Source organism: Kitasatospora sp. NPDC101108, from assembly GCF_055584725.1.
This window is the reverse complement of the sequence record NZ_JBVJLM010000001.1, coordinates 43,284-55,452: the sequence shown is the minus strand read 5'-3', so window position 1 is coordinate 55,452 and position 12,169 is coordinate 43,284. Positions and strand designations below refer to the sequence as shown.

At 75.7% G+C, this 12,169-nt stretch carries 13 protein-coding genes; 8 read left to right on the top strand and 5 right to left on the bottom strand.

What is annotated here, in order from left to right; translation table 11 throughout:
• Positions 1–9: 9 nt before the first annotated feature.
• The 3 genes from ACZ6Z8_RS00310 to ACZ6Z8_RS00300 form a co-directional block, all read right to left on the bottom strand.
• Positions 10–966 carry a TIGR03557 family F420-dependent LLM class oxidoreductase gene (locus tag ACZ6Z8_RS00310; protein ID WP_465604549.1) on the bottom strand — a complete coding sequence of 319 codons (957 nt, stop codon included), beginning with the start codon at positions 964–966 and terminating at the stop codon, positions 10–12.
• Between the two features lie 209 nt (positions 967–1,175).
• On the bottom strand, positions 1,176–2,306 hold the full coding sequence (locus ACZ6Z8_RS00305) for an FAD-dependent oxidoreductase (protein WP_465604546.1): 1,131 nt from the start codon (positions 2,304–2,306) through the stop codon (positions 1,176–1,178).
• A gap of 82 nt (positions 2,307–2,388) precedes the next feature.
• Positions 2,389–3,969, bottom strand: coding sequence for a hypothetical protein (locus ACZ6Z8_RS00300; RefSeq protein ID WP_465604543.1), 1,581 nt, complete (start codon positions 3,967–3,969; stop codon positions 2,389–2,391).
• Positions 3,970–4,510: 541 nt separating this feature from the next.
• Between ACZ6Z8_RS00300 and pqqA the strand changes: the two genes are divergently transcribed.
• The 5 genes from pqqA to ACZ6Z8_RS00275 all read left to right on the top strand — a co-directional run bounded on the left by pqqA (position 4,511) and on the right by ACZ6Z8_RS00275 (position 8,095).
• The gene (gene pqqA, locus ACZ6Z8_RS00295) at positions 4,511–4,681 is read left to right on the top strand and encodes a pyrroloquinoline quinone precursor peptide PqqA (protein ID WP_465604540.1); all 171 of its coding nucleotides are present in this window, start codon (positions 4,511–4,513) and stop codon (positions 4,679–4,681) included.
• Positions 4,666–5,163 (top strand): hypothetical protein, encoded by a 498-nt coding sequence (locus ACZ6Z8_RS00290; RefSeq protein ID WP_465604537.1) that lies wholly within the window; start codon positions 4,666–4,668, stop codon positions 5,161–5,163. The genes pqqA and ACZ6Z8_RS00290 overlap by 16 nt, the downstream gene beginning before the upstream one ends.
• The gene (pqqE, locus tag ACZ6Z8_RS00285; protein WP_465604534.1) at positions 5,160–6,551 is read left to right on the top strand and encodes a pyrroloquinoline quinone biosynthesis protein PqqE; all 1,392 of its coding nucleotides are present in this window, start codon (positions 5,160–5,162) and stop codon (positions 6,549–6,551) included. The genes ACZ6Z8_RS00290 and pqqE overlap by 4 nt, the downstream gene beginning before the upstream one ends.
• 35 nt (positions 6,552–6,586) lie before the next feature.
• Positions 6,587–7,492, top strand: a complete 906-nt coding sequence (gene pqqB, locus ACZ6Z8_RS00280) for a pyrroloquinoline quinone biosynthesis protein PqqB (RefSeq protein ID WP_465604532.1) — start codon at positions 6,587–6,589, stop codon at positions 7,490–7,492.
• A gap of 66 nt (positions 7,493–7,558) precedes the next feature.
• Positions 7,559–8,095 (top strand): FxLYD domain-containing protein, encoded by a 537-nt coding sequence (locus ACZ6Z8_RS00275; protein ID WP_465604529.1) that lies wholly within the window; start codon positions 7,559–7,561, stop codon positions 8,093–8,095.
• A 21-nt stretch (positions 8,096–8,116) separates the two neighbouring features.
• On the opposite strand, the gene ACZ6Z8_RS00270 is transcribed toward ACZ6Z8_RS00275, so the two are convergent.
• Together ACZ6Z8_RS00270 and ACZ6Z8_RS00265 are read right to left on the bottom strand one after the other, a co-directional pair.
• Complete coding sequence (locus tag ACZ6Z8_RS00270; protein ID WP_465604527.1) at positions 8,117–8,755, bottom strand: endonuclease; 639 nt, start codon at positions 8,753–8,755, stop codon at positions 8,117–8,119.
• A 165-nt stretch (positions 8,756–8,920) separates the two neighbouring features.
• Positions 8,921–9,808, bottom strand: a complete 888-nt coding sequence (locus tag ACZ6Z8_RS00265; RefSeq protein WP_465604524.1) for a Rieske (2Fe-2S) protein — start codon at positions 9,806–9,808, stop codon at positions 8,921–8,923.
• Positions 9,809–10,158: 350 nt separating this feature from the next.
• Between ACZ6Z8_RS00265 and ACZ6Z8_RS00260 the strand changes: the two genes are divergently transcribed.
• The 3 genes from ACZ6Z8_RS00260 to ACZ6Z8_RS00250 all read left to right on the top strand — a co-directional run bounded on the left by ACZ6Z8_RS00260 (position 10,159) and on the right by ACZ6Z8_RS00250 (position 12,150).
• Positions 10,159–10,887 (top strand): GAF and ANTAR domain-containing protein, encoded by a 729-nt coding sequence (locus tag ACZ6Z8_RS00260; protein ID WP_465604521.1) that lies wholly within the window; start codon positions 10,159–10,161, stop codon positions 10,885–10,887.
• 59 nt (positions 10,888–10,946) lie between these two features.
• Positions 10,947–11,672, top strand: a complete 726-nt coding sequence (locus ACZ6Z8_RS00255; protein WP_465604519.1) for a GAF and ANTAR domain-containing protein — start codon at positions 10,947–10,949, stop codon at positions 11,670–11,672.
• 253 nt (positions 11,673–11,925) lie between these two features.
• Entirely contained in the window at positions 11,926–12,150 is a 225-nt protein-coding gene (locus ACZ6Z8_RS00250; RefSeq protein ID WP_465604516.1) for a DUF6480 family protein, read from the top strand.
• Positions 12,151–12,169: the final 19 nt, after the last annotated feature.

Sequence of the window (12,169 nt, the reverse complement as noted above, 5' to 3'; positions counted from 1 at the left end):
GTCCTCCCCCTAGGCCGTTCGGGGCAGGACGTGCTCGCGGTAGAAGTCGAAGAAGCCCTCCTGGTCCGGGCCGATCTGGCCGATGTAGACCTCGTCGAAGCCCGCGTCGACGTAGCCGCGCAGCCGGTCGAGGTGCTGCTGGGGGTCGTCGCCGCAGGTGACCGCCTCGGCCACCATCTCCTCCGTCACCAGCTCGGTGGCCTGCTCGAAGTGCCGGGGGGTGGGCAGGACCTGGGCGAGTTCGCCGGGCAGCAGTTCGCTCGGCCAGAGCCGGTGGACGGTCTTGACCGCCCGCTCGCGGTCGGTCGACCAGCACACCTTCACCCCGCCGATCACCGGTCCGGTGCCGCCGGCCGCCCGGTAGCGCCCGATCAGCTCGCTGTCGGGGGACATGGTGACCAGCCCGTCGGCGTACTCCGCCGCGGACTCGGCCGCCTTGGGGCCGAAGGCCGAGACGTACACGGGCAGCCGGCCGTCCTTGGGCGGGGTGTAGAGCCGGGCGTTCTCGACGGTGTAGTGGGTGCCGCGGTGCGAGACGAGGCAGCCGGTGAACAGCTCGCGCATCACCGAGACGGCCTCCTCCAGCATCTCCGTCCGCACGTCGAACGGCGGCCAGCGGTCGCCCAGGACGTGCTCGTTGAGCGCCTCGCCGGTGCCCACGCCCAGCCGCAGGCCGCCGGCCAGCTGGACGTCCGCGGTGGCCGCCGCCTGGGCCGTCACCGCGGGGTGGAGCCGTACGGTCGGGCAGGTGACCAGGGTGGTCACCGGCAGCCGGGTGACCTGCGAGAGCGCGCCGATCACGCCCCAGACGAACGGGCTGCTGCCCTGGGCGTCGTTCCACGGGTGGAAGTGGTCGGAGATCGCCAGCCGGGTGAAGCCGGCCCGCTCGGCCAGCTGGGCCTGCTCGACCAGCTGGGCGGGGGTGAACTCCTCGCAGGACAGGAAGTAGCCGAACGCGGTGGTCATGGCAGCCTCGGTTCCTCGGTCTGGGCTCCTCGGGTTTCCTCCGGTGGAGCGGCTAACCCCGCCGGGCGCGGTGAAACCTCGCCGCCGCCCGCCTCCGGCCCGCCGCAGGTGCCGGCCGCCCGGCCGCCGGACGCCGTCGTTTGCGGGCCGCGGCACCGGGTAGTCGGTGGGTTCGCTTCCGGGAGTTCGACGACAGGGCCGGGGGCGCTTCAGTGTGCCGGGGTGAACTCCTGGAGCCGGTCCAGGCCCATGGCGACAGCTGCGAAGCCCCGGTCGAGCATCTGCAGTTCGTACTCCTCGACGGCGGCGGCCAGTTCGGCCTCGCCGCGGTGGACGGCCGTGAGCGAGCGGCAGAGCTGCGCGGCGTCGCGCAGCGCCGTGTTGGCGCCCTGACCGGCGCTCGGCGGCATGGCGTGGACGGCGTCGCCGAGCAGGGTGACCGGGCCGGTGCCCCAGTGGGGTACGGGCTCGGCGTAACGGATGGTCAGCGGCGAGCTGTTACCGGTGTCGGAACTCCGGACGAGCTCGACCAGGTCCGGGTGCCAGCCGTCGATCCGGCCGAGCAGCCGGTCGCGTACCTGCGCCCAGGCCCCAGCCTCCGGGCCGAGCGGCTCGGGGAGCATCGCCACCCAGCGCAAGTAGCTGCCGGTGTCGGGCAGTTCCACCTCCGGCGCCAGCTCGGCGGCCGCGAGCCGCGGTGGGCGCCGGAACTCCATCCGGCCGATCAGCAGGTTCAGGTCGGGGCCGTGCACCAGGGTGCCGGAGCCCGGCACCAGCGCGGCGAGGCGGTCGGTGAGCGGGGTGCGGCCGAGCAGGGCGTTGCCGGGGACGGCGGTGACCCCGGCCCCGGGCAGCAGTTGCCGGCGGACCGCTGATCCCACGCCGTCCGCCCCGACCAGCAGGTCGCCCACCGCGCTGCCGCCGTCCGCGAGGCGGGCCTCGGCCCGGCCGTCCGCCCGCTCCCGGTAGCCGATCACGGCCCGGCCGAACGCGACCCGGTCGCCCAGCCCGGCGAGCAGCAGCTGCCGCAGTACGTGCCGGTCGGCGGCTGTGCCGTCGACCGTCGCGCTGAGCTGCCGGATTTCGTTCAGCCACGGGTCCACCACCCGCCGTTCGCCCGCCAGCGGGCCGGTCACGGCCTCCAGCAGGCGGTGCAGCCGGGGCGGCAGGCACTCCCGCAGCGCGGTGAGCCCCGGCCCGTCCAGGCCGATCCGGAAGCCCTGATAGCGGCTGTCCGCGCCGGGCTCGCGCTCGAAGACCCGGACGTCGATCCCGGCCCGGACCAGTCCTTGCGCCAGGCAGAGGCCGCCGATCCCGGCCCCGGCCACCAGCACCTTCATGCTCTTCTCCTCGTTCCTCGTCGTCGTGGGGTCGTCGTGGGGTCGTCGTGGGGTCGTCGTCCCGTCGTCCGATCGCCGGGTGTCAGTCGCGCGGGTCGAGCAGGACGACCGCGGCCGAGTACGGCGCGAGCGAGCCCGGTGCCGAGCCGTGCCGGACCGTCGGTGCCCCGTCGCCGTCGTGCCAGGACAGGGTGTGCCGCACCCGGTAGTCGCCGGGCAGGGAGAGCCGGAACGACTGGGCGTGCTCCGGGTCCTTGTTGACCAGGACGACGGCGAGCGTCCCGTCGGCCCGTCGGACGGCGTGCACGCCGAGCGCGGGGTTGTCCGTGCCGGCGGCCAGGGTGTCCCCGCCGCCCCGGAGCGCGGTGGTCAGCAGCTTCATGGTGTGGAACGGGGCGAACGGCGTCCCGACCGGGGGCTCGCACGGCTCGGCGCCGGACCAGCCCGCCGGACACTCGCCGGAGGACAGCAGCCCGAGGTCCCCCCACTCCTTGCCGTCCTTCCCGAACAGCTGCGGGCCGTTGTAGAGGGACCACCAGTCGACCTGGGAGACGCCGTTCTCCAGCAGTGACAGGTTGCTGTCCAGCAGGTAGAGCGCGCCGGCGGTGCCGCGCTGGCGCGGGTCGCCCTGGTTGTTCAGATTGGTCTCGCCTGCGACGATCGCGATCCGGTGGTCCGGTCCCGAGGCGCGGTCGAGGGCCGTGCGCACGGTGGCCATGGCGCGGGCGGTGGCCGAGGTGTCGGCGAGCAGCGCGGCCTCGGTGGTGGCCCCCGCATAACGCGCGTGGTACCAGTGCACGTCCACGAAGTCGACCGCCGCGGCCAGTCCCGGGGTGCCGAGGACCGCCTCCGCCCACTCCTTGGCGTGGGCGTCAGGGCCGGGCTCGCCCAGCCGCTGGGGGTCGTACGGGAAGAGCTCGATGCCGACCCGGATGCCCGGGTCGACGGCCTTCATGGCCTTCGCGTACTCGATGCTGTTGCGGGCGTACGCCGCCGGGCTGCGGTCCGGATGGGCGTCCGGCTCGCGGACGTCGAGGTCGTGGCCCGGCCCGGGCGGGGTCGGCCCGGCGGGCTTGTCCCAGCCGTTGAGGTAGGTCTCCTCGCCGATCACCCAGTCCCGCACGTCGTACCCCCGGGTCAGGTTGGCGTAGCGCACCCAGTCGGCGGCCTCCTGCGGGTCCCCGGGCCTGGGGTCGGCGTCGGTGCTCGGGTGGTCGGCGGTGTCGGTCGGCCCGGTCCCGTAGTTGACGTGCACCAGCATGCCGGCGCCCGCGGCCCGCGCCGTCCGGGCGAAGCGGTCGAAGGAGAACGCCGGGGCGAGGTTCTGGTAGCCGTAGCCGCCAGGACCGTTGTACGGACCGTACGGGTCCGGGCTGAGCCGGCCCCCGTGGTCGAAGTGGTAGAGGTCGCCCGGCCCGCCGGCGTTGAACGACAGGGTGCGGATGCCCGCCTCACGGATCAGCCCCGGGGTGTCGGAGCGGGTGAACGGGGCGCTCCAGAAGGGGGTGTTGACCCCGATCGCGTCGGCCGGGACGGTGTTGGTGACCCGTCCGTCGACGGTGACCGTCGAGGGGCCGGGTGTCGCGGCCTCCGCCACCGGGGCCACGGCCGGCCCCGCGACGACCGCCACGCCGATGGCAAGGGCCAGGATCCGCTTCGCCATGGTGCTCTCTCCTGCGGGTGCGTCCGATTGATGCACCGTCAGCTTCGCCGATCCCGGCCCCCGGGCGGCAGGACGCTTCGTCACGGATCGCGGATGACAGCTGTCACCCCCGGCGCCGTGACCGCTGTCAGCCCTGCGGCGCCTCCGCCCGGGTGAACCCGTGGCTCCGCTCCACCTTCACCATGTGGAGCGAGTACCGGTGGTACCGCTCGGGCCGCCCGAGCTGGTGCGCCGCGCGGCGCAGCGGTGAATCCCAGCGGTGAATCCCCGGACAGGACAGCGAGCAGGGGGCGCTCGGGCGGGGCTCCGGCGTCACCCGACCGGGCGAGCCGCCGGCCGGCCCTCCGGAACGCGGCCCGGGCCGGGCCCGAGCCTGCCACGGGCCGCCGTCGGCGGCGCTCCGGTACCCCGTCCGCGCGGTTCTCGACCGGCGCCCGGCCGCGCGGGCTCGTAGCGTCCCCGCAGAGGGCGCGTGCGCCCTCCCCGGTGTCCGGACCGGAGAGCGGAACCGGAACCGGATCCCCGATCCGAGGAGGCAGCCATGGACGCCACTCGAACCCCGCCACCGCCACCGAGAGCCGCTGCCGCGTCCCCGGACTGGCCGAAGGGCGCCAGGCCCGCCTGGTCCGCGCCCGAGGTGGAGTGCCACCGCACCGGCGCCGAGGTCACCGCGTACGCCGGACGGCGGGCCCCGCAGTGGCCCGACCGCTGAGCCGCGAGCAGTTCCCGGCCAGGCCGTACGGGCTGCGCGAACGGCACCGGGACGCCCACCCGTTCCACCTGCGCCGGCACTCCGGTGGCTGCACGCCACCGGAGCTGCGGCGCTGGGCCACCAGCCGCCGGTACCACCAGCTCTTCCTGGCCCGCGGGAACGCCGCGATCATCGCCGACTGCCCGCATTCGGAGGTCTCTCGCGCCCGGGCCGGCCGGCTCACCCACCAGGACGGGGCCCACCAGGACGGGGCCTGCCAGGACGGGGCCTGCCAGGACGGGGCCTGCCAGGACGGGGCCTGCCAGGACCGGCCCGGCCGGGGGAGCCCCGACCGCGCCGAGGGCCTCGACGAGCGGCACGTCGCCTGCGGGGTGCACTCCGCCGCCGCCGGCTACCCGCGGTTCCGGAACCGGCCCCGGACCGAGGGAGCGGCGGCGGCGCTCACCGGGACGTTCCCGCCCGACCGCATGGCCGGCCGGTGAGCACCGCCCCGGCCCGTTCCGTCCCCGGACTCCGCCCGGGCGTCCGGCTGGTGCACGACCCGGTGCGCGGCCGTGCCGCGCTGCTCCATCCCGAGGGCGTGCTGCTGCTCAACGACACGGCCGCCGCCGTCCTGCGGCACTGCGACGGGCGCCGCGACACGCGGTCGGTCACCGCCGGGCTCGCCGAGGAGTACGACGGGGTGGACGACGCCCAGGTCGACGCCCTGCTCGCCGACCTCGCCGGGCGGCGACTGCTCACCCTGGACGGGACGGGTGCCCCCGTCCGGCCCGTGACGGCCGCCGCACCCTCCGGCGGCGCCGCCCGCGCACCCGCCCCCCTCGGACTGATCGCCGAACTCACCTACCGCTGCCCGCTCCGGTGCACCTACTGCGCCAACCCGGTCGAACTCGCCCGCTACCGCGCGGAACTGGACACCGCGCAATGGCTGGACATCCTCGACCAGGCGCGCGGGCTCGGCGTGCTCCAGCTCCACCTGACCGGCGGCGAACCGCTGCTGCGCCGCGACCTCACGCAACTGATCGGCCGCGCGGCGGAGTCGGGCCTCTACACCAATCTGATCACCAGCGGGGTCCCGCTCGCCCCGGGCGGCGCCCGCGCACTCGCCGAGGCGGGCCTCGACCACGTGCAGCTCTCGCTCCAGGACGCCGAGCCGCGTGCCGCCGACGCCGTCGCCGGGATCGCCGCCCACGACCGGAAGCTCGCCGCGGCCCGGGAGTTCACGGCCGCCGGCCTGCCGCTGACCGTCAACGCCGTACTGCACCGCGGCAACCTGGCCCGGCTCGGCGCCCTCGCCGACCGGGCGGTCGCACTCGGCGCCGACCGGGTCGAACTCGCCCACGTCCAGTACTACGGCTGGGCCTGGCGCAACCGCGCCCACCTCGTCCCCGACGCGGAGCAGATCCGGCAGGCCGAACGGGACGTCGCCGCCGCCCGGGAGCGCCACCGCGGGCGCGCCGAGATCGGGTACGTCCCCGCCGATCTGCACGGCGGCACCGTCAAGCCCTGCATGAACGGCTGGGGCCGCGAGCAGTTGGCGGTCACCCCCACCGGCGACGTCCTGCCCTGCCTCGCCGCCGCGCAACTGCCCGATCTGGCGGTGCCCCACGCGGTCACCGACGGACTGGCGGCGAGCTGGCACGACTCGCCCGCGTTCAACCGCTTCCGGGGCACCGACTGGATGCCGGAGCCGTGCCGCGGCTGCGCCCTTCGCGAGCTGGACCACGGCGGCTGCCGCTGCCAGGCCTACCAGTTCACCGGCGACCCGGCGGCGACCGACCCGGCGTGCCGGCTCTCGCCGCACCACCACCTGGTCACGGACCCGGTCCCGGCGGGGACGGCGGCCCCGGTGCCCCGGCGCTTCCGCTGAGGGCGAGCCCGAGCGTCGGAGAAGGGAACGCCGCCGTGAAGATCAGAGTCCTCGGAACCGCCGCCGGCGGCGGCCTGCCGCAGTGGAACTGCGGCTGCGCCGAGTGCACCGCCGCCCGCCGCACCGGCGCCGCCCGCAGCCAGGACTGCCTGGCGGTCAGCGGCGACGGCCACGCCTGGTACCTGGTCAACGCCTCCCCGGACCTGCGGACCCAGCTGCTCGCGGCCCCCGAACTCGCCCCCACCCCGGGCACCCGGGACACCCCGCTGCGCGGCGTCCTGCTGACCAGTGGCGAACTCGACCACACCCTGGGCCTGTTGACCCTGCGCGAGGCCGCCCGCCTGGCCGTGTACGCCACCGAGCCGGTGCGCCGCGCGCTCCACCAGATCTTCCCCGCCGGCCCGCTGCTCGCCTGCTACACCGAGGCCGACTGGCACACCGTCACCCCCGGCGAGCCCGTGGAACTCGCGGGCGGGCTGCGCGCGGAGGCCTTCGCACTCGGCGGCAAGCGCCCCCGGTACGCCGCCGACCTGCCCGCCGGGGGCGGGAACGACCGCACGGACTGGGTGACCGGCTACCGGTTCACCGGAGCGGACGGTGCCGCCGCCGTGTACGCCCCGGGCCTGGCCGACTGGACCCCGGCCGTCGACCGCGCGGTGGCCGGGGCGGACGTGGTCCTGCTCGACGGCACCTTCGGCACGGCCGAGGAGCTCGCCGAGCGGACCGGCGGTGCACGCCGCTCGTCCGGCATGGGCCACCTCGCGGTGCGGGACTCGCTCCCGCACCTCGCCGGCCAGCCGGGCCCCCGCTACCTCTACACCCACCTCAACAACACCAATCCGCTTGCCCGGCCCGACCGGCCCGGGGCGGCGGACCTGACAGCGGACCTGGCGGCCGCGGGCGCGGCGGTCGCCGAGGACGGCCTGCTGATCGAACTCTGACCCGGCCGGAACCCGGGTGTCCCCGACCACCGCCGGCCGGGCCAGTTGCCCGGCGAGGTCCCGGAGTTGTCACGGAATCGCCGCACCGGGCACACCGGGGGTGCGCGCGCCGATACGGTCCTCGCACAGTCCGCACCACGTCCCAGGGGGGACCATGCGTCGCACCACCTCGTCCTGGCCGCCGCTGCCGCCACCGTCGCCGCGCTCGGCACGGCCGCCTGCGACCCCGACACCACCACGAGCGGGAACGGCTCGGGCCCGACCGTCACCGTCACGACCGGGACGGCGCCCGCCGCGCCCGTCACCAGCGCCGGGGACGCCGAGGCCGCCAAGGACGTCGAGGTCACGGGCTGTGTGGTCGACCCGGCCATCCACTGGCCGACCGCCAACCTCAAGGTGACCAACCACAGCAGCAGGACGTCGAACTACATCATCCAGGTGGAGTTCGTCGACAGGTCCGGTACCCGCGTCGGCGAAGCCCCCGCCGCCACCAACAACCTCACCGCGGGCCGGTCCGCCACGCCGAAGGCGCTGGGCGCGACCGAGGTGAAGGGCGAGATCACCTGCCGGGTGAGCGGCGTCAACCGCTTCGCCGCCCCCTGACGGCGACGGACGGGCCCGCGCTCACGCGGCCCGCAGTTCCGCGAGCGCGTCCTTCGACAGGCTGACCCGGATCAGGGCGGCGGCCAGCCGGGCGTGCTCCTCCGGCGGGACGAGACCGCCCAGACCGCGCGGCGTGTGCGGCAGACCGAGGTCCTCGGCGGCCGCGCACGCCCGCTCGTCGAAGAACGGGCGCAACCACGGCCACACCGTCTGGACCTCCCGGCAGAAGATGTCGGCGCCGACCGGGCCGATCCTGGGCACCTCCTGGAGCAGCTCCCGCAGGGCGTCCGGATCGCCGTCGGCCTCGTCGCCGAGCCGGCGCAGGTCGCCGTGCCAGCGGTCGAGCACCAGCTGCGCCCCCTCGCCGAGCGCGGTCGCGGTGCTCTCGTCGTACCGGACGTAGTGGGCCCGGCCCAGCGCGTCCACCCGGTCCTGCCAGTCCGAGTCGGCCATCGCGCGCGGCGTGCGGTACCCGGCGGCGGACAGCTCCCGGGCGGCGTCGATGGCGGTGGCGGCGCTGATCCGGATCGAGCACAGCACCGTCATCACGAGGAGGCGGTACAGCGGGGAGGGCTTGTCCCGCAGCGTGATGCCGGCCTCCTCGGCGTACGTCCGGCCGTGCTCGGCGAGCAGCCGGTCGGTGATCGTGTCGACGCTCATCGCGTGCTCCTGTGGGTGGGCGGCTGTCAGGACCGGGCGAGCAGCGCCCGGTGGATACCGCGGTGGCCCAGCGCCGGCCACTGGCGTTCGGCCGCGCCCCCTCCGGCTTGCTCCCCGCGCGGCTGCCCGCGCCACCCCGGGCGAAACGCGGCCGGTGACGGCCGGTCAGCCCGCTCCGGGGAGCCGTACCTCCAGGTGGCCGGAGAGCACCCGGGTCTCCAGCACCGGCTGCGGCGCGGTGGCGGGGCCGCCGGCCACCTCGCCGTCCCGCAGCCGGAACTCGCTGCCGTGCCAGGGGCAGCGCAGGCAGCCGTCGACGACGCTGCCCTCCGACAGCGGGCCGGAGAGGTGGGCGCAGCGCTCCGCGAGCACGTGGCAGCGCTCGTCGTCGCGGACCACGACCACGGAGAGCTCGCCGGCCCGGCGGCGGACCGGCTGCCCGATGGGGAAGTCCTCGACCGGGCCCAGCGCGACCCAGTCCGCCGGGGCCAGCCGGGGCACCGCGGCGGCCCGGTCGGGCCCGGCGGCCTGCCGGTAGGCCAGGTGTCCGCCGAGTACGCCGCCGGCCGCCACGGCGGTCATCCCCGCCCAGCCGAGCAGCCGGCCGCGCCCGCGGTGCCCGCGGCAGCGGGCCAGCAGCGAGCCGGTGTACAGCAGCACACCACCGGTGTTGGCGAGCGCGTGCACCAGCCCGGTGCGCCGGCGCGGCGCGTCGAGCCGGGCCCAGTCCACCCAGCCCGCCAGTGCGGCGGGCCCGGCGGCCAGCAGGCCCGCCGCCACCAGGACGTCGGCCGAACGGCGCCGGCCCGGCGCCAGGTCGAGCAGTCCCGCCGACGTCCAGCAGCCGATCGGCAGCTGGACCAGTGCCGGGTGCAGCGGGTGACCCAGCCAGACCCCGTGCAGGGCATCACGGTACGGGCCCAGCGGAAGGGACTGGAACGCGTCGGCGATCGGCTGGGCCGGGGTGTCCAGCGCCTCCCAGTGCGAGGGCGCGTCCAGGGCGCGGCGCAGCAGGCGGGACCAGCGGTGGGTGTGCAGAGCTGTGGTGTCCATATCGGGCGGCTAGCCGAACCCGGCCCGGCCAAACCCGCCCCGACACCCGGGACCTCCGGTGGAAAAGGGCAGTGGCCCCCACTCCGTGCGGGTGACGATCCGGAGCACCCGCCCCGTCCGGGCGGGACTCGCCGGCCGGGGCCGGGCCGGGACCGGGTGTGCGGTGGCCCGGCCCGGGTAGGCGCGCAGCGTGGCCGGGGTGCATCGGCGAGTCGCACCTCCCCGGCCGGTTCTGCCCGCGACACCTATACTGCGGTGATCACGCCGCGGCGCGGCGTGGCCACCGGACCACCGGACCACCGCGGCACCGCCCGAAGGGCGGCGCGCGACGGAAGGAAAACGAGGCGGAGATGGCCGATCTGACGCGGATCGCGCGGATCATGGCCGAGGCGGTCAACGGCAAGGGCCGGCCGTCGCTGCCCGAACGGCTCTGCGCCGCCTGCGTGGAGGCACTGGCCGTCGAGTCCGCCGCCATCACCCTGATGGCCGACCCCGGCCACCGGGGCGGCGTGTGGGCCACCGACGAACGGGCCCGGCGGATGGAGGAGCGGCAGTTCAGCCTGGGCGAGGGCCCCGGCGTGGACGCCTTCCGCAGCCGTCGGCCGGTGGTGGTGGCCGACTTCCTGGCGCCCGACGAGGTTCGCTGGCCGGTGCTGGTCGTCGACCTCGCCTCGACGGCCCCGGCCGACCGCGTGCTGCGCAGCGCCTACGCCGCGCCGCTGCACCTCGGGACCTCCGGCATCGGCGTCCTGAGCCTCTACCGCTCGGGGCCGGGCGTCCCCGGCCCCGACGAGACGGCGGACATCCAGGTCGCCGCGACCAGTGTGACCCTCGCCCTCGTCGGCTCTTTCCTCGGGCCCTCCGGCGAAGTGCCCGCCCAGCTGTGGCTGGACGATCCGCCGCTCAACGGCGTGGAGGTCGACCAGGCGGTAGGGATGATCATGGTGCAGGCGCGGGTGCCCGCCGGAGAGGCACTCGACCTGCTGCGGGCCCACGCCTTCGCCCACGGCCGGGAGATCGACGAGGTCGCCCACGACGTGGTGGAACGGCGGCTGCGGTTCACGGAGGAGGACCGATGACGGATGACCGCGGGCAAGGACGGGGCGTAGCCTTGGCCCGAGGGGATACGGAGGCTGCAATGACGCGCGAAGCCCGCGTGAACGAGGCGTTCGCCGGGCTCACCGGGACCCTGGTCGGACCGGGATACGACACGGTCGAGTTCCTGCACCGCCTCACCGAGGTCTGCACGGCGCTCAGCGGGACGGCCGGCGCCGGTCTGGTGGTCTCGGACGGCCGCGGCGAGCTGCGCGACGTCGCCTACTCCAGCGACCGGGTCCGCCGGCTGGAGTCCCTGCAGATCGCCATCGGCGAGGGCCCGTGCCTGGACTGCCACCGCACCGGCGAACAGATCGTCGAACGCGACCTCGACCGGGCGCGCGGGCGCTGGCCCCGGTTCGCCCCGCAGGCGCTCGAACTCGGCTTCCGCTCCGTCCGCGCCGTGCCGCTGCGCCTGGAGGGGAACGTCGTCGGCGCGCTCAACGTGTTCGACGTCCGGGCGGGCACCGAGCCCGGCCAGGACGGCCCGGACGTCGTCCAGCCGCTCGCGGACCTCGCCGTGATCGCGCTGCTCCAGCGCCGGTACGGGCGCGAGCAGACCGTCGCGGAGGAGATCGGCTCGGCGCTGGCGGACCGCACCGCGATCGAGCGGGCGAAGGGCGTGCTCGCCGAGTCCGGCGGGCTGGACATGGACGCCGCCTTCGAAGTGCTGCGCTCCCACGCCCGGCGCAGCGGCACGGCCGTGGCGGACGCGGCCCGCGACCTGGTCGACGGCAGGCTGGCCCCGGCCACGGTGCTGGCGGGCTGACACCCACGGGCCGGGCGCGTGGTTCCTCCGCGTGATGGGCTGCATACTGTCCGGACACGTCCGGAGGTTCTCATGCCCATGGTGGATGTCATGGCGCTCGCCCGACTGGTCGCCGAGTACGGGTCCGCCGGATCGCGGCGGACGGCCGGTAGCGGTCGGCGCGCATTCCGGATCACCGGGGCCGGCGGTGTTTCCCCGCTGCGCCCCCGGGCAGCCGCCGGGTGTCGGAACCGCTGCCACCTGGGGCGACATCATGACCACACCTGATCCCGATCCCGACCGCACCCCGGCGCTGGACGAACACGGGGCACTGCCCGGCGGGGACACCCCACCGGCCGAAGGGGGAATCTCCGGAATCTCCCACCCGGAGCCCGTGGAAGTGCGGCGGGCCTGGGGGCCCTGGCCCGCCGTCGTGATCGTGCTGCTGGCGCTGGCGGTCTCCGTCATGCTGGTCGCGATGATCTTCGTGCTGGCCTGACGTGCCCCCGGCCGCTCGA